We start from the raw sequence: 22,450 nt of genomic DNA on the forward strand, positions 1-22,450 counted from the left end.
GCCCGGCGCAGGGGCCAGACTGACCGCCCGGAGCGTCGGCAGGCGGCCGACAACGAGCCACTCCGGATAGGGTCACGGTGACGTTGCGTAGTGTTGTATCCGTGGCGTGAGGAACTGCCGCGGGCCGGCAACCGTCTCGCGGCGACTGCCGTCCAAGGCACGTGGATCTGCTTCCAAACGTGCTCCTGTTTCTCGCGGTGGCGCTGGTCGGATATCTCACGGGGCAACGCTTCCCGCATCTGGGCGGGCGGATCAGCCGGTGGGGCAGCCGATACGGCGCGGCCGTGGTTCGACCGCCAGGACCGTGGCGTTGGCGGTCACGGCTGCTGCTCGCGGCAGGTGCGCTCGCAGCCACGGCGCCGGTGTGGCCGATCATCCAGCCCGGAGATCCCGTCGCGGACGAGATGTTGGAGCCGGCTGAGGTCGCCGTGATCGTTCCTGTGGTCCTCGTGTTCCCGGTCGCATGGGCCCTGCTGGGCCGGTCCAGGCCATATGCCTGGCGCGTCGCTGTCGGGCTCGCCACGTGTGTCGCCGGGTGGTCGCTGTGGACCGTCACGTTCGGCAGCTACGACACCCCGCCCAACATCGATGACGGACTGCGCTGGTACCTGGTGGCGACAGGCGCCATCGTCGCGTCCGCGACCGCAGTCGAGTCGTGGCAAAGGCGGCCAAGAGAACTGTTGACCATGCACTGGGCGATCGGCGCGCTCGTGTGGATGATCGGCGTGGCCGCCACCTTCGCGACACCGGTCGTCGGCGACCAGCAGGTGCCGCCGCGCGACGCGATCCTACCGCTGCCTCCGACGATGACCGTGACCCACGAGGAAGCGCGGTGCGCCATGCCCGAGAACGTCGGTTACGGTCCCCGCTCCTGCTTACGCGAATTCACGATCGCCGCCACCGACGCGGCGAACGTGCGAGAGCTGACCCGGCGGCTCGGCGAGCATCTGCAGCGCACCAAGGGCTGGTCGGCCACATGGTACGACCCGTCCACCGTCCAGTTCCCCTGCCGGCGGATCGGCTGGCTCAACCCCTACGAACTGTGCCTCCAACTACGGCACGACGAATCGACGTCGACCGTGAAGCTCCAGATCGCGTACTACAACGGACGAGAACGTGTCATCTACTGAGCCTTCCGCACAGCACCCCGAGCACCGACCGTGATGCCCGGATCGGTGGCTACGGGCGGCCGGTCACCCGGACAGCAACGGTGACGTCTTCCGGCACTCCAGCATCGGCCGCTCACCCCGATGACGGATCGTTCAGGGACCACCCCCGACACGTCAGTCAGACGCGTTCTCAGGTACTCCCCGGTCTGATGGCTGCTCGGCCGCACACAGCCGCTGGTAGCGCTGTACCGCAAGCAGGACCGCAAGCTGGCTGAGCGCGCTGGCGGCGGCGGCGAACTGGTCGAGGTAGAACACCAGCAGGTTCACCGCGCTCAGCGAAGTCAGCAGGCCAGCCTGGGCGAGCCGGGCGGCGCGTCGAGCCACTCCACGCAGCAGCAGTCCGGTGGCCACTATGAGCGCAGCTCCGACACAGGCGTCCAGTAGCGCTCGGACGAGCAGGAGGAGAACCCCGCGCCGGTCCTCGATGTTGATGCGGGTGAATTCGTTGGCGGTGCTCAGCACCTCACCGGTGGTCCCGTCACGCAGGTCGACAGCGACCGCGACGATCGCGGTGAGGTCGCTGAGGATAAACAGGCCCAGCACCCCGAGGGCCGCGACAAGCCCGGCGCGCAGCCGGCCCTGGGTTAGGGTCCGATCCATCCATGCCCGGACAGCGGCTACCAGCCGGGCGACCTGTCCTGGTCGATGCTCGCGCAGCGGCAGCACCCCGGGTCGGGTCAGCCCCAGCATCGCCGCGGCCAGCGGCTGTAGGTGGCGGTGGTTCGGATCGGCGGCAGCGCTGCCGATCCGCTGCCGAAGCTGGGCCCGGTCTCGTTCGCTGAGGCCGTCATCAATAGCGTCGCCGAGCAACTCCAGCGCGACGTGCAGCTGCGCACGTGCGCCGCGGGCCCGGGCGCCACGTACGCGCGCATACAGCCATACGGCGAGCAGGAACAGCGCGTAGGCGATGGGCGCGGCGGCGGGAAAGAAGTAGTCGTTGTCGGCGGTGATGAACTTGCCGACCTCGTCAACGAACAGTCCTGCGCCGATCCCGGCCAGCAGCGCCGCCCAGATCAGCACGACCCGGTTGACGACAAGCAGCGGGATCAGCGCGGCGAGGAAGAGCAGCAGCCCACCCCACAAGGCGTGCGAGATGTGCAGAGTACCTCCGCCGACCTGCGGGTAGCCGGTCAGCGCCAAGAACGCCCGGGTGCCCAGGACCGAAGCGGCGAAACCGATCAGCATCAGCAGCATGTACCGCTCGGCCGCCAGTCGCGCTACCAGGCGCCGAGACAACCGACGCCGGAGCAGACGGCGGAACGGGAAGCTCATGTTGGTAGCAAACACCCGCGGGGAGGGCGCCGGCGGTGCGTTCCCCGAAGCGGGGATCGCCCGGATCGGAACCAGCCTGACGGTGAAGGGCTGTGACCAGTCTGCGTGGCTCGGCCGGATCTTCCCGTCGGGAACCAGGCAGGCGGAACCGCGGCGGTTTGTCGTTTGACCGGGTGCGCAGGGCAGCGCTGCCAAGCATGTCCGGGGACGACGGCGAAGGTGGTACTCATCGATGCACTGGCTGAGCGGGCTTCGGGGCGGGGAGATCCGACGCTCCGGCTACGGCGAGCCTGGCCTCGCCGACCGGTTGTGCCGCTGGTCGGTCAAGTCGTCGCTCTCGCTCAGCCGCGCCGCGGCGCGGATCAGCCGAGCAGCCTCGTCGCTGGAGCAGCCGGTGGCGCGGAGCAAGTCGCCGCCGGCGACGCGTACCTGTGTCACGACCGCGTTGCCGTAGGCTCCCACGCCCTCGCGGCCGGCTTGTCCAGCTGCCTCGGCGGCCCGGATGGCCCGGTGCCGCGCGGCGTCGAGGGAACGTCCGCGGGGACAGTCCTGCTGCAGTTGCCGTACCGCATCGGCCAGGATCTCGACAGCGTCGGGCAGACAGGCGGGCAACCGCTCCCGGTGGCGGACGAGGATCGCCGCCCGGCGGGCGAGGTCCTGACTGTCGTCGATGACCCAGTACATGCAGGTGATGGCTCGGGCGTACCGCTCGAACTCCGTGCGCCGGTTCCACCGCGCCGGAGCGATCGTCACCACTTCCTGGGCGCCGCTGAGTGCCTCGCGGAGGCGCTGCACGTCCGGCTCCATCGCCCGCAGCCCGTCCAGTGCATGCTGCGCCTGGTCGCCGTCGTGGGCGCGCAGCGCCGCGGCGATCGCGCGCAGGTGGTCACTGAGGGCATGCACGACGGGGTCGGCGGCCCGGTTGAGCACCCTGATCGGATTGAGGGGGAGCAACAACGCCACCACCACGAGACCGACCAGGCTGCCGACGACCGCGTCGACGATCCTGGGCAGTTCCAGGTTCCGGTCGCTCGGGGACAATGTTGCGATCAACACCGCCGTGCCGGCGACCTGGCTGACCAGTGTTCCGCTACCTCCGGCGATTCCCAGCGCGAGACCGACGGCGAGGCAGACCACCACGCCGGTTTGCCACGGACCGGTGCCGATGAGGAAGATAAGACCGTCACCGACAGCGATCCCCAGCCCCACCCCGGCCAGCAGAACGGCGGTACGGCGGGCACGCTGTCCGACAGCGGCGACGATCGTGCCGACCGCCGCGCTGGGTGCGAAGACAGGACTCGGATTTCCGAGCAGGTCATGCGCCAACCACCACGCCAGCGCCGCGGCGAGACCAGACTGCACCGCGATCACCGCGACAATCTCCACCTGGCGTCGCCTCAGCCGCCCCCCAGTCTCGCTGCGCCGCCACGCACTGGCCGCGACCCGTCGCGCGCGGGCATCCAGCGCAGCAAGCGACACACGGTCGCTCGCTTGTGGTGGGGAATCCGCCATGGCCGAACCTACCCACTGAGCCGCTGTCGAACCCGCCCGTCTGGCCGACTCTGTCGGGGCACCGACGGGCCGCAACTCGGCCGTCGCTACCCGCGGGCCGCGCCGGGGCCGGTGACGTCGACAGCCTCGGCTGCCGTCGCGGTGGATGCCAGATTCGTCCCGGCCGGCGGACGGCTGCTGCGAGACTGGCCAGGTGGGTGCGCAGCGGGGTCGGTGGGCGTCGTGGCTGTGTCCGGGGGCGCCGGGTTCGCAGGTGACGCGGCTGGAGCTGTTGTACGACGTGGTGTTCGTCTTTGCGTTCCTGAACGTGACCACCGTGGCAGCCGAGCACCTCACCGGCCGGGCGCTACTGGAGGCGCTGCTGGTGCTGGTGTTGCTGTGGTGGTGCTGGATCGGCTTCGCCGCGGTGGGCAACATCATCCGCGCGGACCAGGGCGTGATGCCGCTGGTGGGTTTTGTGGTGATCGCAGGGGTGTTCGTGCTCGCCCAGACCACCTCGGTGGTATTCGAGGATCCGGCTGGCGGGTTGTCGGGGCCGGTGGTGTTCGCCTGCGCCTACCTGCTGACCTGGGCGGTAAAGGTAGCCGTGTTGTGGATCAGCATGCCCCCGCGCCGACAGGCACACCTGCGGTCGCTGTTGCTCGCCGCTCCGACCATGGCCGGGGGACTGCTCATCCTGGCTGCCGCAATCGTGCCGGAGCGCCTCGTCGATCCCGCTGCGGTGCCAGACGTGCGCATGGAAGTGTGGGCGGCGGCGCTGATCGTCGAGTACAGCGTCGGGATCCTGCTGGTCCGCACCGGGTGGCGATTGCGCTCGGTCGGCCACTGGGCGGAACGACACGCCCTGATCGTCATGGTGGCCCTGGGTGAGTCGGTCATCGCCCTGGGCATCAACCTCACCCTCAACCGGCACCAGCCCGTGACCTGGGCACTCCTGATCGCGACCGGGTGCGGGGTAGCGGTCATCGCCTCGTTGTGGTGGCTGTACTTCGACCGGCTCGCCCTCGCCGTCGAGCAGGTTGTGCACGGCGTGCGCGACCAACGGCGTCTGCCGCTGGCACGCGACGTCTACACCTTCGGACACCTGCCCCTGATCATCGGGATCATCGCTTTCGCCCTCGGCCTCAAACGGCACCTGGCCACGGTCGCCGACCCAACCGGCCACCCCGGCAACGAGCTTGACCTGACCGTGCTGTACGGCGGGGTGGCGCTGTACCTCCTCGCCCTCGTCGCCGTCGAATGGCGGGCGCTGCGCCAGGTAAGAGCCCTCCCGGCGCTGGCAGCCGGACTGCTCGGCGCCCTGCTGCCCGTGGCCCGGCACACCACCGCACTCACCGCGCTGGTCTGGCTCACCGGTACCTGCGTGCTACTGGTCATCGCCAACCTGGCCACCATCGGCCGATCCCGGCGGCAGGTCCGCGCCCTCGCCACACGCGAACGCGACGCGTTGGAAGCGGAGGCCACCGCCTGGCGACGACAGCATTTGTAGCCCTCCGAGGCGTGATCGCGTAGGACCCAGCACCTCGCCGGACACCGTCGCCGGGCTGGCCCGGCGGGGCCTGGGGGGTGGCCGTCCTGGGCGCATCGATGGCTGACGCCTACCCGGACCTGGCTGCGATTCGATCGATGGTATCGAGATCCCGGCGCTGCTTGCGCTGGTCTGGCCGGAATGCACCAGCCTGGCCCTGACAGTCTTCTTGCGGCATTGCCGGGAGGCATTTCGCGGTACGAGGTAGCTGGAGGGAGACGCCGTGCGACATCCGCGCCCCGTTTCACCTCGTGGTGCAACCAGAGCAGGCCATCAGTTGGGCGATCACCGATACGCTTCTGCCTCCGTCGCATTACACCCCGACGATCGGAACGGCCCGGTGCCGCCGGACGTGTGGGTCGGACCGACTGGAAGCGACCGGCCGGGCCGCAGGCCCCACTGCGCGGTGAGCGCCACGCAGAGCATCAGCACCGCACAACACCAGAAGGTCCGCGTCGCGCCCTCGGTCAGCGCCGCCGGGTCCGTCGAAACGTCCGCGCCGTGCACGGTGCGGCCGTACACCGTCACCGCCAGCGCCAGCCCCAGGGCGGCGCCGATCTGACCGGCGCTCTGCACCACGCCGGCGGCGGTCCCGACCGCCGGACGGCCCACCGTCGACACCGCGGCCAGCTCGCACGACATCCAGAGGACCGGCAGGCCCGCCCCGACCAGCGCGAGCCCGGGCAACACCCCGGTCGGATATCCCGAATCCGGGGCCAGCGAGGCGAGCCAGACCAGGCCCGAGCCGGTCAACCCGCAGCCGACCAGACACGACAGATGCGGCCCGCACCGGCCCAACAGGCGCGAAGACCACCTGCCGACCACGATCACCCCGCCGACCACCGGTAGCAGGGCGCATCCGGCCGTCCAGGCGGTGTACCCGTGTGCCTCTCGGAGGTACACACTGCCCATGAACACGACCGGACCGGTCGCCGCGGCAACGAACAGGATCCCCAGGGCACCCGCCGCCAGCCAGCGGTCCCTGAGCAGCACCACCGGAATGAGTGGCTGACCGGACCGGGCCTCGCACCGTACCAACGATCCGCCCAGCACCACCGCGACGGCCAACAGCGCGCAGGTGGAAAGCCCGAATCCCTGGTCCGCGATGCTCACCAGCCCGTACACCAGGGTCAGCAACGTACTGACCAGGAGCAGCGCCCCCGGCGCGGCCACCGACGTGCCCCGCGGGCGCCGCCGCTCCCCCGGCTCCAGCCGCCGGCTCCCGGCGAGGGCGCCCAGGGCGAGCGGCACATTGAGCAGGAAGGCCCAGCGCCAGCCCAGGTGTGTCGCCGCGAGACCGCCCACCAGCACGCCCGCGACCGACCCGATTCCCCCGGAGGCGGCCCACAGGGCAAGTCCAGCCCGCCGCTGCGCGTCCTCGGTCGCCACCGTCAGCAGCACGCACATGGCCGCCGGCACCAGTACCGCCGCCGCCACCGCCTGGCCGGCACGGGCCGACAGGAGCACCCACCCGGTGGGTGCCACCGCGCAGCACGCCGATGTGACGGCGAACGCCATGAGTGAGCCGCGCAGCAGGCCGCGCGCCGCGTGGCGGTCGCAGAGCCGGCCGCCGAGCAGTTGCAGTCCGCCGACGAGTAGCACGTACACATTGGTCACCCAGTGCGCCTCGGTCAGGCTCATGGACAGCTCGCGCTGAATGTCCGGCAGGGCGAGGACGACGAGTCCCGCGTCCGCGTTGGCCAGTAGCGGGGCGAGACAGACCAGCGGCAGCAGAAATCTGCGCGGCCGGGTCACGGCGGCGGGCATGCGGAGCTCCTGGGAGAAGGCGGGATGCGTTGCCGATGAGAACCCCGCGCTCCGGAGGCCGGTTGCAGCCGAGCCCGTGCAACCCGTTCGCAACCGTCGGGGTTCAACCACCGACAGCGCACCGCAAGGCTCCACCCCGTTCCCCGGGTGAGAGCCTCAACCCAAAAGGACAGTGATGGATCTCAACCTCTCCGGTCGCGTGGCCGTGGTGACCGGCGCCTCCAAGGGCATCGGCTTGGCCGTGACCCGCTCCCTGCTCGAAGAGGGCGCCAAGGTCGTGGCGGTCTCCCGCAAGACCACGCCGGAGCTGGAGCAGCTGGCCGGCCCGAACCTGCTGCACGTGTCGGCGGACCTGATGGACCCCGAGGCTCCCGGGCAGGTCGTGGCGCGCGCGGTCGAGCACTTCGGCGGCCTGGATGTCCTGGTGAACAACGCGGGTGGCCCGCCGCCCGGCGTGACCATGCCTCGCACCGGCTTCTTCGACAGCAGCGACGAGCAGTGGCGCTCGATCTTCGAGTTCAACCTGTTCTCCGCCGTCCGCGCGATCCGCGCGGCCATTCCTCAGATGGTCGAGCGCGGTGGCGGCTCCATCATCAACATCTCCACCGGCATGGCACGTCAGCCGGCACCGGTCAACATCGAGTACGGCGCCGCGAAGGCGGCCCTGTCCAACCTGACCAAGGCACTGTCGGAGGAGTTCGGCGCCAAGGGGATCCGCGTCAACACCGTCTCCCCGGGCGCCGTGCGCACCGCCTGGTGGACCGAGGAGGGCGGTGCGGCCGACGTTATCGCCGCGATGGCGGGCGCCGACCGCGACAGCGTCATGGACAGCATCGCCCCGCAGATGATGGGCCAGGTCACCGGCCGCCTCATCGACCCGCAGGAGGTCGCCGACGCGGTGCTGCTGCTGGCCTCCCCGCGGTCGGCGAGCACCACCGGGTCGGACTACGCGGTCGACGCCGGCTTCCACAAGAGCGTCTGATCGGAAGCGCGGACCCGACCGGCCGTGACCGGTGGGGCTGACCTGTGCGCCCGCCACGACCCGGCGGGTCGCACCGGCGGCACCGGACCTCGGCGGCTCACCGCGCCGCCGGGGTCCTTCCGGGTTCGGACGGACGGACGGACCCAAGGCTGATTGTCCGAGGCGGCACCGGCCATCGAGGAGAAAACTGTGCATGCCAGGTTCGAGGCGCCAGCCGGCGGCAGCATCGACACCGAGGTCGCAGTGGTGGGCGGCGGCCCGGTCGGCACCCTCATCGCACGCGAACTCGCCCTGCTGGGCATCGACGTGACGATCCTCGAGAAGCTGCCCGAGCCGGACGGGATCTCCAAGGCGAGCACGCTGCACGCGCGCACCGCGCAAACCCTCGACCGTCGGGGGCTGCTGGAGGCGGTGCAGCCAGGCTGGTACGCCGCCTCGCGTGACACGCGCCAGCCGGTGCGGTTCCACTTCGCCTCGATCTTCGAGCTCGACCTGTCCCGCGTCGTCGAGGAGGGGCCGGTGCTCGTCGGCAGCCCACAGGCCTACGCCCAGGAGATCTTCGCCGCGGACGCCGTCCGGCTCGGCGGGCGGTTGCGGCGTGACGCGGAACTGGTCGGCCTGGTGGAACACGACGACCATGTGCGGCTACACCTGCGGGCCGCCTCGAGCGTCGAGACGACGCTGACGGCCCGCTGGGTGGTGGGCGCCGACGGTGCGCGCAGCGCCGTGCGCAAGTTGGCCGGCATCAGATTCCTGGGCGATGGACCGACCGTCGCCGCGCTCATGGGCGAGGTACGGCTGCTGGAGCCCGCCGCCGCACCCAGCGGATGGCGACGCACCCCGCGCGGCTGGACCCTGTTGTGGGTCGACCCGCACGGGCTGAGCCGCGTGTGCACCTACGACTACCGGGGTCCGCATCCGAACCGGCACTCCCGTCCGACGCTGGAGGAGTTGCGGGGCGAGGTGGAGCGCATCGCGGGTCGGCCGGTACCGATGGACAGCCCGGCCTGGATCTCCCGGTTCAGCGACGCCTCGCTGCAGGCGGAGCACTACCGCAAGGGCCGCGTCTTCCTGGCCGGCGACGCCGCGCACGTGCACTTCCCGGCGGGCGGACAGGGCGTGAACCTCGGCCTGCAGGACGCCGTCAACCTGGGCTGGAAGCTGGCTGCCGAGATCCGTGGCTGGGCGCCGGACGGGCTGCTCGACACCTACCACGCGGAGCGGTACCCGGTGGCGGCCGACGTGCTGCGCAACGTGCGGGCCCAGGTCGCCCTGATGGACCCCGACCCGCGCACCGACGCGCTGCGGGAACTGTTCGCCCGGCTGATGCGCATCGACGAGGTGAACACCCACCTGAGCACGATGGTCACGGGCGTGGGAGTGACGTACCCGGTGGGGGCGCGCGACGACGACCGGTTGGCCGGACGCATGGTGCCGAGTCGGCCGCTGAAGACGGCCGACGGTCGCACAACCCTGGCCGCGCTGCTGCGCGACGGCCGCCCGCTCCTGCTCGACCTGGTCGGGGACTCCGGTCTGCGTGCCGTGGCCGGCCCGTGGGCGGATCGGGTGAACATCGTGACGGCAGTCGCGGGCGGCGACGCGTGGGGTGCGCAGGCGCTGCTGGTCCGTCCGGACGGCTACGCCGTCTGGTCGGCGCGCGGTGACAGCGGTGACACCGCCGCCCTGCGCGCCACCCTCACCCGCTGGTTCGGGCCGGAAACGTGGTGACGCCGCGGCCGCGGACCTCCCACGTGCCACCGTCCGCGCTCGCGCCGCGCAGGCCGTCCAGGACACCGGGGCCGGCGAGCGCCGGCAGGCGCGGATCGCACAGCGAACCGAATGCGTAGGTACGGGACGGCTCCCAGGGGGTGCTGGTCAGAAGCCGTCGGGCGAGCGGAACGAAGCCGGTCGTGGCGGCGGCCACGACCCAGGCGTCGGGAGTCTGCGCGGTCATCCGACGAGCAGCCCGCAGCCACGACGCTGCGGTCTCGGGCCAGTCGACGACCGCGAGGACCACGCCGCCGCGTGCCTCCCACATCGCGGTGAAGGCCGCCGCGGACGTCGTGGCGGCGGCGTCCCGGCTGTGGCCGACCGTCACGGTCGTGATTCCGGACCGGGGCACCGCCAGCAAGCCGGCGAGTGCGGCCAGCTCGGCCTCCGTATGCGGGACGGGACACGGCGATCGCCCGTGCGACCTGCATGCCGCCGGATCGACGAGCGGGGAACGGCCGGCCTCGTCGCCGGCATCGGTCCGGTGTCGGTCGAGGGGTCGCATCGGTGTGCCTTTCTCTGTCTGGCTCTCCATGGCGGTCCCTCGCCCAACCGGGACGGCCGACCGGAGACGATCGGGGACGGGGTCGCTATGCGTCGTGGAAGACCAGGCCGAGGGCGTGCCGTCGGCCGGAGCGCACGGTGCTGACCCCGTGCCGGACGGAGCCGGCGGACCAGCCGCGCCTGGTGCGTACCGGCCGGTCGCGGGTCGTGAAGACGAGGCCGTGCCCTTGGGGCAGGGCGACGGTGGTGCCGCGTGACTGGGCCCGAGGTCGTTGTTCGACGAGCAGGAACTCACCCCCGGTGTAGTCGGCGCCGTACGTGTCCAGACCGATCACGACCTGGAGCGGGAAGACCAGGTCACCGAAGACGTCGCGGTGCAGGGCGTTCCAGTCGCCCTCCTGGTAGCGCAGCAGGATCTGCGCGGAGCGGTCCTGTCCCGCCTCGTGGCACGTCGCCAGCCACTCGTTCAGGTCGTCGGGCCAGGGCGCTGGGCGGCCGAGCCGCTCGGCCCAGTCACGGGCCACGGCCAACAGACGCGGGTAGAGGGCCTCGCGCAGTTCGGTGATCACGGGAGGTAGCTCGTGGGTGAAGTAGCGGTACGTTCCGGAGCCGAATCGGTGCCGGGCCATGTCGACGGTGGTGCGGAACAGCTCGGTCCGCTCGTACAGGGCGGCGATGGCCCGGCACTGCTCGGGATCGAGTAGCGGGGACGTCAGGGCGCAGCCGTGCGCGTCCAGCGACTCGGCGAGCGCGGTCCAGTCCGTCTCGTCGACGCGCCGGCGCGCGTTCCACGGCGCGATGTCGGTGTTCATGTCTCTCCCAAAGTCAGACGGCGAGCGTGGTGCCTTCGAGCGCGAGCAACATCTGCTTGCGCCGCAGACCACCGGCGTAGCCCGTGAGTGCGCCGTTCGCGCCGACCACCCGGTGGCAGGGGCGGACGACCAGCAGCGGGTTGGCGCCGATCGCCGCACCGACAGCGCGCGCCGCGCTGGGCGGCTCACCGAGCCGGGCGGTGACCTCGCCGTAGCTGACTGTCGTCCCGTACGCGATGGCGTCCAGCGTTGCCCAGACCCGGCGCTGGAAGCCGGAGCCCGAGGGGACGTACCGGATGTCGAAGCGGTTCAGTGTGCCCGCGAAGTAGGCGGCCAACTGGTCGGCGATCGCGGTGAAGGCCCCTTCGTCCCGAACCCAACCGGGCCGTACGGTCGCGCCGCCCCTCTGCTCCGCGAAGGAGAGGGAGGCGAGGGCGGTGCCGCCGGGGGCGGCCGCCATCCGCTCGCCGACCACCAGCAGCCCACCCAGCGGACTGTCGAGGGTCGTGTAAATCACCATGCCTCCTCAGGACGTCGTCGCATGCCCTTGAAACACCGGATGCGTCTCTCGGGTTGCAGGAGCCGGCGGCGACTCGGAACGTGGCATCCCACGATCGGCACCGCCGCGGACGACCAGGCACCCCGCGTTCCCGGCGAACTCGTAGGCTGGGGACCCCACCTGTCGGGCTCCGCCGCATTCGGCAACCCTTTCTCCGGAGACGGTGTTCTACCAACGATGGACGAGCTTGCCGAGCAGTTGACCGACCTGCTGGCGCAGGACCTGGACGCCGGCTTCACCGAGTTGGTCCGGGTCCACGCCAGGGCTGTGCACGCGTTCCTGCTGCGCGTATCCGGGTCGGCCGCGGAGGCGGACGATCTGGGGCAGGACGCTTTCCTGCGGGCCTACACGGCGTTGCAGGGCTACCCGCCGGAGCGGCGCCGGGCGTTGCAGCCGCGCGCGTGGCTGATGACGATCGCGGCGAACGTATGGCGCAATCACGTGCGCAGCAGTTCGCGCCGTCCGTTGTCCGTCATGCGGGTGGACGACGCACCGGACATGTGGTCGGACGCGGACCCGGGTCCGGCGGAACGTGCTCTGAACGCGGACGACCGGGGCCGTCTGGTCGCCGCGTTGTCCCGGCTGCCGGAGTATTACCGGGTACCGGTGGTGCTGAGGCACGTGGTGGGAATGAGCTATGCGGAGGTGGCCCAGATCCAGGGTTGTCCCGTGGGGACGGCCAAGGCGCAGGTGTCACGGGGCATGAGCGACCTGCGCCGGCTGCTGACCTGGGAGGAAGAAGGGAAGGTGGCGACATGAGCGGGTCAGACCACAACCAGCTACCCGCGTCGCAGGCCGGGTCGGATTCGCCCGGCGAGCTGGGCGAACCGCCGGCGCCGGTGGACTTCGCGCTGAGGATCCTGCAACGCGTGGGCATCCCGCGCGATCACTACGACACGTACGTACGCCTGGACACGGCAGCGGGCGGCCTGTTCGTGGCCTTCACACCGAAACTCGTCACCGGGGCCGTGCTGGCGACCGGGGGGCTCACGGCCGAGAGGTTCGAGGAACTGCACCGCTCGCGTACCGGCCGGTCCGCCATCCCCACCGGCACGCCGCTGCCCGGGCTGGTGACGGCCCTGCGTACGGGCCGGGCCAGGACGCTGTCGCTGGACTTCGGTCCGGTCGACCCGGTGGGTGCCCGGGTGCTGCGGGCGGTCCAAGCCATCCCCGCTCGACAACTGCGTCCCCTGTCCTGGCTCGCGCGGGAGGCCTCGCTGCCGCCCACGCAGGGCGCGGACATCGTGCTGAGCGTGCTGGCGCACAATCCGTTCGTCGTGCTGGTCCCCTGCCACCGGGTGACGTACGAGCACGGGGCGCCCTGCGACGCGGCGTACCTCCCAGCCGCCGGAGACGCGCTACGGTCGGCGGAGGGCATCGACATGGCCGAGGTGCACCAGTGGTCGCGCAGCGGCGCGGTGTTCCTCGGCAGTGACACCACCCAGATCTACTGCCACCCGACATGTGCCCACGCCCGGCGGATCACGCCGGCGCACCGGGTCCCGTTCACCAACGCCCGAGAGGCCCGCCGCGCGGGCTACCGCGCCTGCAAGAGCTGCCGGCCCGTAACGGCCTGAGCACCGCCGATCGGAGGGACGTCAGGGCCGGAAGCCGAACCGGGCCCGCTGAGCTGACAGGTCGGCCGAGACGCGCCACGCGGGGTGATCGCGGCCGTGCCGTGACGCGGTCACCCCGCGCCCGGGGTCAGGCCACTTCCAGCTCCCGCTTCAGCCGGCGCAAGGTCTCCCGCATGCCGTCCCGGTTCACCGTCGGCCGGTCGCCCGACGACCTGCCGGTGAAGATCCGGCCGAGAACGTGGGCCACCCCGTTGCGCCGGTCCTGCCAGTACTCGGTCACCTGGGTGCCGCCGTCGGTCTCCCTGAACCGGTAGCCCCAGCGGGCCACCGGTTGGCCGAAGGTGGTGACGTCGAAGGCGAACTCGCTGCCCGGCGTCGCGGTGACGACCCGGCAGGTGGTGAACCACAGCAGCAGGCCCCGACGGTTCCAGCCAACGAACCGTCGGGGCTGCCCGCCGTCGCGCCGGGTGACCCAGACCGCGACGCACTCCGGGCTCCACCGGGCCATCCGTCGTACATCGGCAACCGCCGCGTAGACCGTCCCCGCCGGTGCCGCGACGGTGATCTGTTCGGCGATTTCCGGGCCGCGCCCGGCTGGCCGCGCATTCATGCCGCAACCATAGGCGTCATTCGTTCCTCCACGGGAGGTGGTCGGGCAGGGTCGCTGCTGACCCGCCCGGTCAAGGCCGGAACGCGTCGCTGCCGGAAGGAGTCGAAGCCCTCCCCCGCGTCCGCGCTGGCGCACCGCCCGCCGCCACCGGGACGTGGTGCCACGCCGGGGCGCCTCACCGGCCGCCGCGGCCCCACCCCGGGCCGACCACCGCACGGTGGTCGAGACGGCCCCGGATAAAATGGGCTCCTCGTGGAGATTCTGATGACCGCTGTCGCGCCGGGACAGGTGACCCTGTCGGACCGGCGAACGCAGCGCCGATGGTCGGTCGAGCTCGAGCCATTCCAGCTCGGGACATACCCGATTACGCAGGCCCAGTACGCCCTGGTCACTGGCGAGCGGCCCAGCGCGGTTCGCGGAGACCAGTTGCCTGTCGAGGGCGTTTCGTGGTGGGACGCGGTCCGGTTCTGCAACGCCTTGTCGCAACGCGAAGGGTTGGCGCCGGCCTACCAACTCCACAGCGGTGGCGCGGGCATCGAGTGGGACCTCTCCGCCGACGGGTACCGGCTGCCGACCGAAGCCGAGTGGGAGTACGCGTGTCGTGCCGGCACGACCGGCCCGCGCTACGGACCGCTTGATGAGATCGCGTGGTACCGCGGCAACTCGCAGGACCGAATCCACGAGGTGGGCGGCAGGCAGCCGAACGCCTGGGGCCTGCACGACATGCTGGGCAACGCGTGGGACTGGTGCTGGGACGTCTACGACGCTGAGGTCTACGGCACCTATCGGGTGCTGCGTGGCGGCGGCTGGTTCGACGAGCACTGGAGTTGCCGGGCCTCCGTGCGGCGCCGTAGCCACCCGACCTTTCGAGTCGACGACGTGGGGTTCCGCGTCGCGCGCTCCGGCCCGCGCTGATGTCAGCCGTCGTCTCCCCTCGCCCACGGTATGCCGAGGTGGGCGAGGGGCGGCGGCTTCGGCGCGCTTGGCACGTAGGAACGTTGGGCGTGCTGGCGGCGATGTCATGACACGCTCACCGGCCTCTCAGGTCGGCGCCACCTCGCCGATCGCCTGGTCCAAGATCTCCAGACCCAGGGTCAGCTCCTCCCGTGTCGTGGTCAGCGGCGGCGCGATCCGGAAGGTGCCGCCCATGCCGGGCAGTTGCACGACGTTCATGTGGAGGCCGAGTTCGAGGCAGCGACGGGTGACACGGGCGCCGAGGGCGTCAGAGCCCTCCCGCGTCTCGCGGTCGACGACCAGCTCGATCCCCTGCATCAGGCCGCGTCCCCGGACGTCTCCCACCACGTCGTGCCGGTCTCGAATCTCGAGCAGCCCGGCGCGCAGGAACTCGCCGAGATCTCGCGCCCGTACGTCCATCTGCTCCCGTTGGAGCACGTCGAGCACGGTGTTGCCGACGGCGGCGACCAGCGGGTCGGACACGTGTGTGGTGTAGAAGAGGTAGTTCAGCTCGTGTGCCCGCTGTTCGATCTCTTCGGTCGTCACCACCGCGGCGAGCGGTAGGCCGGCGCCCAGCGTCTTGGAGAGCGTGAGGATGTCGGGCACGATGCCGTCGCGCTGGAAGGCATACCACGTGCCCGTGCGGCACAGGCCGGTCTGCGCTTCGTCGACGATCAGCAGCATGCCGCGCTCGCGGCATTTGCGCGCCAGGGCGGCGAAGTAGCCCGGCGGTGGCTCGATGACGCCGCCAGAGCTGAGGATCGGCTCGACGATGCACGCCGCGAGACTCCCCGACGACTGTGCATCAACGAGCGCAAAGCCGTAGTCGAGCTGCCGCTGCCAGTCCAACTCGCCGTCGGGGGTGGTGAAGTCGGGGCGGTATGGGTTGGGCGTGGGGATCACGAAGTTTCCCGGTGACGTCGGCCCGTACCCCTTGTGGCCGGCGCTGTACGTCGCGGCGGCCGCGGCGTGCGTCATGCCGTGCCACGACTGGGCGAAGGCGACGATCTCGTGTCTGCCTGTCACGAGCTTGGCCATTCGGATGGCTGCTTCGTTCGACTCGGCGCCGGTGGTCAGGAGCAGAGCCTTTTCAAGTGGCGGGGGAAGCGACTCGGCGAGCCGACGCGCGAGGTCGACGACCGGGCGCGACAACATGCCGCTGAACAGGTGGTCCAGTCTGGCGATCTGTCGCTGCACTGTCTGAACGATCGCGGGATGGCAGTGGCCGAGAATAGCGCTCATCTGACCCGAGGTGAAGTCCAGGATCCGCCGGCCGCCAGCGGTGTACACAAAGCTTCCGGCCGCGCGCTCGATGATCTCGGACGTGAAGGGAGCCCCGTAGCGCACCAGGTGACGGTCCGCGTCGGACCAGAACCGATCGGCGGCAACCTGATCAACAGTCAGCGTCATGCGCTCACGATAGGACCGTTCGCTGTGCGCGAAAAGCTGAAGTTTCTGGTTAGGCTGTGCGGAAATTCCGTACAAGGAGCTGCCCGATGCGGCTACACACCGCACGCCTGGAAATGCTCAGCCTGCTGGACACCCTCGGCACCATCCGGGCCGTCGCCGCGGCCCTGCAAATGAGTCCGTCAGCGGTGTCAGCGCAACTGGCGGTCCTGGAGGCCGAGTCCCGCACCGAACTCCTGCGTCGCGCCGGCCGCCGCGTACAGCTCACGACCGCCGGTCGTACGCTTGCCCGGCACGCCCGCATCATCCTCGACCAGCTCAAGGCCGCCGAGGCCGATTTGCAGGATCTCTCCGGACAACCGACGGGGCCGGTTCGGCTCGCGGCTTTTTCCAGTGCCATACGCGCCCTCGTCATTCCGCTTGCCGCGCGGCTGCGGCAGACGCATCCGAAGATCGACCTAGAGGTCTCCGAGCTCGACCCGCAGGCCAGCCATCCGGCCCTACGCCGCGGCGACTACGACATCGTCGTGACCGCGGACTTCATCGACGGATCCCTGCCGCTGCATCCTGACGTGCACACCATCCCTCTGCTTACCGACGCCATCGTGCTCGTGACGCCGCGGTCGCAGGCCGCGTCGGACGCACCGGCAGACCTGCCCGACTTCGCCGACGCGGCCTGGTCCGTCGATATGCCCGGCACGTACCTGTCCAACCTCGTGACGAGCACCTGCCGACAGGCCGGCTTCGAGCCGACCGTGGCTGGCCGCTTCGCCAGCTTCGAATCGCTTCTGGCGCACATCGAGGCGGGCCTGTCCGTGTCGCTCCTGCCCGAGCTGGCCGTGGACCGTCGCTACCGCGTCGCCACCCGTCCGCTACGCCGGCCGTTGACCCGTCACGTCTACGCGGCCGTTCGCAGCCGATCGGCTCTCACCGCGGCGTGCCAGATCGTCCTGGACGAACTGATCGACCTCTCAACGGCGTCCGCTCCCGACTAGGGCTTCAGAAGTACAGACCGCGGTTCAGGCTGGTCGGTTGGGGTAGTGGCGGCCGGCCAGCCAGATGGTGAGGTCCCTGGCGATGTGGCCTCGGTCGGTCTCGATGGTGAGGTCGTGGATGTGCTGGTGGGCGTCATGGCGTTCGACTTCGTAGGTGTCGTCGGCGAGCAGTGAGACCGAGGCGTACCAGGCCGGGTCGTCGGCGGCGGGGTTGATTGTGACGAAGGTGTTGTCGGCGTGGTTCAGCTCGTCGATGAGCATGAACAGGGCGTCTTCCGAGGGGTCGTCGATGTGGTCGCCGTTTAGGGTGTCGGCGTAGCAGTGGTCGGCGGCCATCCGGCGCATCCTGACCGGCACCGCCGCCGACCCCAGCGTCGTCATGTTGACCACCTTCGACCTCGACCAGTACGTGTACGCGGCGCTGGCCGCCGGCGCCAGCGGCTTCCTCCTCAAGGACGTCAGTCCCGAACACATGGTCGCTGCGGTCCGGCTGGTCCGCACCGGCGACGCGCTCCTCGCTCCGGCGATCACCCGTCGCCTCGTCGAACGGTTCGCCCGCCGCGACAGCACGCCCGCGATCCCCCGCGACCTGAGCGCCCTGACCGCACGCGAACTCGAAGTCCTCCGCCTGCTGGCCGAGGGCCTGAACAACGCCGAACTCGCCGACCGCCTCACCGTTTCCGAAGCGACCGTCAAGACCCACGTCGCCCACATCCTCGCCAAACTCGGGCTCCGCGACCGCGTCCAAGCCGTCGTCCTCGCCTATCAGACCGGGCTGGTGAACCCGACCACACCGGAGTAGGCGCCGGTCAACCCCCACACCGAGCTGCGAACCTTGCGCGACCTGCTCGGCTGACGTGTGCGGGTCGCGCCGGACGCGGCACGGAACCCGGCAGGTGACACGAACGGACGGTCGCGCCTTGACCGTACGGTTTCCGGCCGCCCCGCCGGGTCGACGCCGGTTCGCCCAGCTACTGCGCGGCTCGTCGTAGCTGGGCCTTCTCCCCTGGCTGGGCGAAGCAGGCGGCGAACGTCGCGGTCAGGGCGTCCAGGGCCAAGGTGTAGGCGTGCTCGGGGGGACGGCCGTAGCCGATGATGACGCCCTGGCGAGTGGAGGGCAGTTCGCTGCGCTCCGACAGGTAGCCGAGGGCGAGTCCGTGGGCCTGCGCGGCCGCCCGGATGTCCGTCTCGGTGGGGCCGTCCGGAGGGAGGAGGGCCAGGGCGTGCAGGCCGGCGGCGATGCCGGTCAGTGCCATCGGAAAGCCTGCGAGGCGGTGGCGGAGTTGGTTGCGGCGGCGGAGGTACCGCTGGCGCGACGTGCGGATGTGACGGTCGTAGCCGTGGCGCGTGATCAGGTCGGCCAGGGCCAGCTGGCCGAGGTGCTCGGTGTGGTGGTCGGTGTGCAGTTTGGCGTCGGCGACCGCAGCGATCAGGCGGGGCGGCAGGACCATCCAGCCGATCCGCAGGGCCGGGCCGAGCGTCTTGGACGTCGTACCCAGGTAGGCCACGTGGTCCAGGGCGGCGCCCTGCAGCGCGCCGACGGGCTTGCGGTCATAGCGAAATTCGGCGTCGTAGTCGTTCTCGACGATCAGGCCGCCGGACGAACGCGCCCAGTCCAGCAGGGCGCGCCGCCGGTCGGGGTGGAGGGTCCGGCCGGTCGGGTACTGGTGCGCCGGAGTGACCTCCACCGCGTTCGCGCCCAGGCCGCCAAGGAGGTCGGTACGGGCGCCGAGATCGTCGACCGGCAGCGGGACCACCCGTGCGCCGGAGCGACGGACCGCCTCGCGGTGCATCGGGACACCAGGGTCCTCCATCGCGAACGTCCCACCGACGACCGCGGCGAGCAGCGTCAGTCCCTGCAGGTAGCCGTTGGTGATCATGATCGAGTCCGGGTGGGCCGACACACCTCGGGTCCGCCCCAGGTATCCGGCCAGCGCGGCCCGCAGTTCCGGGCGGCCTCGCGGATCGCCGTAGCCGAAGGCGTCGGCCGGAGCCGATTTCAGGGCGCGTCGCGACGACTCGAGCCACGCCGCAACCGGGAACGCCGATGCGTCCGCGCTCCCCGGGCGCAGATCGTGCCGGGGCGGCTCCGTCGCCGCCGGTGTGGCTGGGGGCGCCGACGCCGCCTGCGCCGGCAGCGCGACCACGGTGCCCGAGCCCTGCCGTGCGGCCAGATATCCCTCGGCGACGAGTTGGTCGTAGGCCGCCCGCACCGTGCCCCGCGCCAGCCCCAGGTCCTCCGCGAGTCTGCGGGTCGGCGGTAGCCGCGTCCCGGTTGCCAGGCGTCCCGACCGCACCGCCTCCCGCAGCGCCCGCTCCAGCCCTGTGCGCAGCCCCTCGGCGGCGTCCAGTTCCAGGTGCAGGTCCATCCCAGGATTGGGCCACTCACCTGCCATGAAAGTGGATCTTATAAGCAGCCCAATCATGCTCCTAGGGTCATCCGGGTGACCACGGTTCGACCTCCGCGGGCCGTCTCCCGCAAGACTGTCCGGCTACTCGCGGTGGCCTATGGACTGACGATCGCGAACCTCTACTACTGCCAGCCCCTCCTGCCGGAGATATCCCGATCCCTCGGCCCGCACGCCGCCGACCACTTGATCGCCGTCGGTCAGCTCGGCTACGCCCTCGCCCTGGTCCTCGTCGTCCCACTCGGCGACATCGTTCCCCGGCGTCCCCTCCTGGCGGTCCTGCTCTGCTCCGACGCCGCGGCCCTCGCCCTGACCGCCGCCGCCCGCACGGCCGGCCTCCTCCTGGCAGCCGGGGCACTCATCGGGCTCACCGCTGCCGCCGTCGTCAATACCCTCATTCCCTACGTCGCCGCCCTGACCGCGCCCGATGAACGCGGACGCGCCGTCGGGACGATGCTCACCGGTGGCCTCACCGGCGTCCTGCTGTCCCGTACGGTCGCGGGTCTGGTCTCGCAGGTCGCCGGCTGGAGGGCCCTGTTCGCGGCGGCGGCGGTCGTCACCCTGCTCCTGGCCGTCGCCCTCACCCGCGTCATGCCGCCGGCTCCCCCCGACCTGACTCTCCCTTACCGGGCCCAGCTGCGCGCCACCCTCCGACTGGCCGCCACCCACCGCCTGCTGCGACGACGCTCCTTCATCGGGGCCTGCTCCTTCGCCGCCTTCGGCGTGTTCTGGTCGACGGTCGCCTCCCGGCTCACCGAACCTCCCTACGAGTACGGCCCCGCCCAGATCGGATTGCTGGCCCTGGTCGGCGCCGCCGGAGCAGTCGCCGCCCGCCCTCTCGGCGGCGCCGCCGACCGAACAGACCCCATTCGGTTGACCACGGTGGCGCTGGCCATCGGCGCCGCGTCCTTCGCCGCCCTGTGGGCCGGCGGACACCACCTCGCCTGGCTCACCATCGGGCTCCTGGCCATGAACACCGCCGTCAACGCCACCCACCTGCTGAACATGACCGTCGTCTACGGCATCGACGACGCCCGCGCCCGCCTCGCCTCGGTCTACATGACCGGCTACACCCTCGGCGGTGTCGTCGGCGCCGCCGCCGGACCGTTCGCCTACGCGGTCGGCGGCTGGACCGCGACCTGCCTGCTCGGCGCCGCATTCCTCACGATCGCCCTCGCCCCGGTGTTCGCCAGGACGGAAAACGCATGAAACCTGAGCTGGTCATCTTCGACAACGACGGCGTCCGGGTCGACAGCGAACCCCATCGTGAACCACATGCCGTCCGGATACCTGACGGAACTGGGCTGCCCTCTCACCCACGACACAGCGCCATGGCGGCAGGCGACATATCGGCACCGCGGTCGGCCACGGCTGCGCCGATCCGTCCTCACGGGAGCGATCGGGCAGCCCGGGAGCGCATGATGAGGGCGGCGACGTAGTAGACGCACGGCTCGGTGCCTGGATTGGCGTAGGCGTGCGGGACGTCGGCGGCGAAGTACACCGAATCGCCGGCCGCCAGGTCCACGATTCTTTCCCCGACGGCCAGTCTCAGCATTCCGCTGTGGACCGAGACGAACTCGTGTGACCCGGGCGCGTAGGCGGGGAACTCGCCGGCGTCGCAGCCGGGCGGCAGCGTGGAGCGGATCCACTCGAAGTTCACACCCGGCACGACCGGCGTCAGGATCGCGCGCTGCCAGCCACCGGGCTCGTCGACAACGTCCTGGTCGGCTGCGCGGCGCACAATGACCCGCTGGTCGTCGGCGGGGGCGACCAGCGCGGTCAGCGGCACGCCGAGCCCGTCGGCGATGCGGGCGAGCACGACGATCGTCGGCGCCTTCTGCCCGCGCTCGACCGACGACAGCATGCTCACGCTCACCCCCGCCGCGTCCGCCAGCGCCTGCAGGGTGAGGTCACGGTCGAGCCGGAGCGCCTGGATGCGACCTCCCAGCTTCACGAGATCCATCATTCCGCTATAATAGCTTTCGGCTTCGCTATAGAGAAATTGGACGGACGCATGCCCGCCGAAGCAGTCGCCATCGCCCCAGCCACCCCCGCTGACCTGGACGCCGTCACCACGATCTTCGCCCACTACGTCACCGACACTGTCACCACATTCGAAGAGGTGCCACCGACGGTCGACCATTGGCGGCAGCGGCTCGACGACCTGTCCGGGCGCGGCCTGCCGTTCCTGGTCGCGAAGATCGGCGGCGAGGCCGTGGGGTACGCCTACGCCAGTCCATGGCGTCCCAAGCCGGCGTACCGACACACCGTCGAGGACACGATCTACCTGGCCCCTGGCTGGACAGGCCGTGGGCTGGGCAGCGCCCTGCTGGAAAGGCTGCTCGGCGACTGCGCGCGGGCAGGGGTCCGGCAGGTCATCGCCGTCATCGCCGACAGCGGCAGCGACGTCTCCGCCGCCCTGCACCACCGCCACGGCTTCGTCCACGCCGGTCGGCTCACGGCCGTGGGCCACAAACATGGCCGCTGGATCGACACGGTCCTCATGCAACACACGCTCCCTGCCACCGACGCGTGACGGACGCACCGACCCGGGCGCTGGTCGCACCCTGCGTCACCGAGAGCCGTCGTTCAGACCGACACCTCGGATTCCTTGTCTGACAGGA

Annotated in this window: 22 protein-coding genes; 11 read left to right on the top strand and 11 right to left on the bottom strand. The window is 70.8% G+C overall.

All coding sequences use genetic code 11. The features are described from left to right. Window positions 1-179: 179 nt before the first annotated feature. A complete protein-coding gene (locus tag ACSNOB_RS03280; RefSeq protein WP_436685090.1) occupies window positions 180-1,130 on the top strand; it encodes a hypothetical protein in 951 nt (316 codons plus the stop codon). A gap of 153 nt (window positions 1,131-1,283) precedes the next feature. Here ACSNOB_RS03280 and ACSNOB_RS03285 read toward each other — a convergent pair whose 3' ends face one another. Together ACSNOB_RS03285 and ACSNOB_RS03290 are read right to left on the bottom strand one after the other, a co-directional pair. Then, entirely contained in the window at window positions 1,284-2,441 is a 1,158-nt protein-coding gene (locus tag ACSNOB_RS03285; RefSeq protein ID WP_436685091.1) for a hypothetical protein, read from the bottom strand. Window positions 2,442-2,720: 279 nt separating this feature from the next. Beyond that, a complete protein-coding gene (locus tag ACSNOB_RS03290) occupies window positions 2,721-3,827 on the bottom strand; it encodes an FUSC family protein (protein WP_436685092.1) in 1,107 nt (368 codons plus the stop codon). A gap of 379 nt (window positions 3,828-4,206) precedes the next feature. Between ACSNOB_RS03290 and ACSNOB_RS03295 the strand changes: the two genes are divergently transcribed. After that, window positions 4,207-5,442: a low temperature requirement protein A gene (locus tag ACSNOB_RS03295; protein ID WP_436685093.1), complete on the top strand. Its 1,236-nt coding sequence runs from the start codon at window positions 4,207-4,209 to the stop codon at window positions 5,440-5,442. A 324-nt stretch (window positions 5,443-5,766) separates the two neighbouring features. Here the strand turns inward: ACSNOB_RS03295 and ACSNOB_RS03300 are convergent, their stop codons facing one another. Beyond that, window positions 5,767-7,248 carry an MFS transporter gene (locus ACSNOB_RS03300; protein ID WP_436685094.1) on the bottom strand — a complete coding sequence of 494 codons (1,482 nt, stop codon included), beginning with the start codon at window positions 7,246-7,248 and terminating at the stop codon, window positions 5,767-5,769. A 175-nt stretch (window positions 7,249-7,423) separates the two neighbouring features. Here ACSNOB_RS03300 and ACSNOB_RS03305 point away from each other — a divergent pair, with 175 nt between their 5' ends. Next, complete coding sequence (locus tag ACSNOB_RS03305) at window positions 7,424-8,230, top strand: SDR family NAD(P)-dependent oxidoreductase (RefSeq protein ID WP_436685095.1); 807 nt, start codon at window positions 7,424-7,426, stop codon at window positions 8,228-8,230. A 189-nt stretch (window positions 8,231-8,419) separates the two neighbouring features. Then, entirely contained in the window at window positions 8,420-9,958 is a 1,539-nt protein-coding gene (locus ACSNOB_RS03310) for an FAD-dependent oxidoreductase (protein WP_436685096.1), read from the top strand. Here the strand turns inward: ACSNOB_RS03310 and ACSNOB_RS03315 are convergent. The 3 genes from ACSNOB_RS03315 to ACSNOB_RS03325 are packed head-to-tail and all read right to left on the bottom strand — an operon-like array spanning window position 9,927 to window position 11,836. Further along, on the bottom strand, window positions 9,927-10,535 hold the full coding sequence (locus ACSNOB_RS03315) for a hypothetical protein (protein WP_436685097.1): 609 nt from the start codon (window positions 10,533-10,535) through the stop codon (window positions 9,927-9,929). The two genes, ACSNOB_RS03310 and ACSNOB_RS03315, sit on opposite strands and share 32 nt — an antisense overlap. Before the next feature lie 55 nt (window positions 10,536-10,590). Then, window positions 10,591-11,316, bottom strand: a complete 726-nt coding sequence (locus ACSNOB_RS03320; RefSeq protein WP_436685098.1) for a 2OG-Fe(II) oxygenase — start codon at window positions 11,314-11,316, stop codon at window positions 10,591-10,593. Between the two features lie 13 nt (window positions 11,317-11,329). Then, window positions 11,330-11,836: a methylated-DNA--[protein]-cysteine S-methyltransferase gene (locus ACSNOB_RS03325; protein WP_436685099.1), complete on the bottom strand. Its 507-nt coding sequence runs from the start codon at window positions 11,834-11,836 to the stop codon at window positions 11,330-11,332. A 216-nt stretch (window positions 11,837-12,052) separates the two neighbouring features. On the opposite strand from ACSNOB_RS03325, the gene ACSNOB_RS03330 reads away from it, so the two are divergent. Then, window positions 12,053-12,634: an RNA polymerase sigma factor gene (locus tag ACSNOB_RS03330; protein ID WP_436685100.1), complete on the top strand. Its 582-nt coding sequence runs from the start codon at window positions 12,053-12,055 to the stop codon at window positions 12,632-12,634. Further along, window positions 12,631-13,452 (top strand): Ada metal-binding domain-containing protein, encoded by an 822-nt coding sequence (locus tag ACSNOB_RS03335; RefSeq protein ID WP_436685101.1) that lies wholly within the window; start codon window positions 12,631-12,633, stop codon window positions 13,450-13,452. Before ACSNOB_RS03330 ends, ACSNOB_RS03335 begins: the two co-directional genes overlap by 4 nt. Window positions 13,453-13,579: 127 nt before the next feature. Here ACSNOB_RS03335 and ACSNOB_RS03340 read toward each other — a convergent pair whose 3' ends face one another. Beyond that, on the bottom strand, window positions 13,580-14,062 hold the full coding sequence (locus ACSNOB_RS03340) for an SRPBCC family protein (protein ID WP_436685102.1): 483 nt from the start codon (window positions 14,060-14,062) through the stop codon (window positions 13,580-13,582). A 264-nt stretch (window positions 14,063-14,326) separates the two neighbouring features. Between ACSNOB_RS03340 and ACSNOB_RS03345 the strand changes: the two genes are divergently transcribed. After that, window positions 14,327-14,977, top strand: a complete 651-nt coding sequence (locus tag ACSNOB_RS03345) for a formylglycine-generating enzyme family protein (protein WP_436685146.1) — start codon at window positions 14,327-14,329, stop codon at window positions 14,975-14,977. A gap of 126 nt (window positions 14,978-15,103) precedes the next feature. Here the strand turns inward: ACSNOB_RS03345 and ACSNOB_RS03350 are convergent, their stop codons facing one another. Further along, window positions 15,104-16,426: an aspartate aminotransferase family protein gene (locus tag ACSNOB_RS03350; protein WP_436685103.1), complete on the bottom strand. Its 1,323-nt coding sequence runs from the start codon at window positions 16,424-16,426 to the stop codon at window positions 15,104-15,106. A gap of 86 nt (window positions 16,427-16,512) precedes the next feature. Here ACSNOB_RS03350 and ACSNOB_RS03355 point away from each other — a divergent pair, with 86 nt between their 5' ends. Beyond that, window positions 16,513-17,418, top strand: coding sequence for a LysR substrate-binding domain-containing protein (locus ACSNOB_RS03355; RefSeq protein WP_436685104.1), 906 nt, complete (start codon window positions 16,513-16,515; stop codon window positions 17,416-17,418). Between the two features lie 24 nt (window positions 17,419-17,442). On the opposite strand, the gene ACSNOB_RS03360 is transcribed toward ACSNOB_RS03355, so the two are convergent. Then, entirely contained in the window at window positions 17,443-17,799 is a 357-nt protein-coding gene (locus ACSNOB_RS03360) for a hypothetical protein (protein ID WP_436685105.1), read from the bottom strand. Here ACSNOB_RS03360 and ACSNOB_RS03365 point away from each other — a divergent pair. Then, the gene (locus ACSNOB_RS03365; RefSeq protein WP_436685147.1) at window positions 17,753-18,220 is read left to right on the top strand and encodes a LuxR C-terminal-related transcriptional regulator; all 468 of its coding nucleotides are present in this window, start codon (window positions 17,753-17,755) and stop codon (window positions 18,218-18,220) included. The genes ACSNOB_RS03360 and ACSNOB_RS03365 overlap by 47 nt on opposite strands. 169 nt (window positions 18,221-18,389) lie before the next feature. Here the strand turns inward: ACSNOB_RS03365 and ACSNOB_RS03370 are convergent, their stop codons facing one another. Further along, a complete protein-coding gene (locus tag ACSNOB_RS03370; RefSeq protein ID WP_436685106.1) occupies window positions 18,390-19,787 on the bottom strand; it encodes a PLP-dependent aminotransferase family protein in 1,398 nt (465 codons plus the stop codon). Between the two features lie 75 nt (window positions 19,788-19,862). Here ACSNOB_RS03370 and ACSNOB_RS03375 point away from each other — a divergent pair, with 75 nt between their 5' ends. Continuing rightward, entirely contained in the window at window positions 19,863-21,035 is a 1,173-nt protein-coding gene (locus ACSNOB_RS03375; RefSeq protein ID WP_436685107.1) for an MFS transporter, read from the top strand. Between the two features lie 178 nt (window positions 21,036-21,213). Here ACSNOB_RS03375 and ACSNOB_RS03380 read toward each other — a convergent pair whose 3' ends face one another. Further along, a complete protein-coding gene (locus tag ACSNOB_RS03380) occupies window positions 21,214-21,792 on the bottom strand; it encodes a helix-turn-helix domain-containing protein (RefSeq protein WP_436685108.1) in 579 nt (192 codons plus the stop codon). Window positions 21,793-21,840: 48 nt separating this feature from the next. Here ACSNOB_RS03380 and ACSNOB_RS03385 point away from each other — a divergent pair, with 48 nt between their 5' ends. Next, window positions 21,841-22,362 carry a GNAT family N-acetyltransferase gene (locus ACSNOB_RS03385; RefSeq protein WP_393107517.1) on the top strand — a complete coding sequence of 174 codons (522 nt, stop codon included), beginning with the start codon at window positions 21,841-21,843 and terminating at the stop codon, window positions 22,360-22,362. Window positions 22,363-22,450 lie beyond the last annotated feature (88 nt).

The organism is Micromonospora sp. URMC 106, assembly GCF_051386395.1.
GTDB lineage: Bacteria > Actinomycetota > Actinomycetes > Mycobacteriales > Micromonosporaceae > Micromonospora.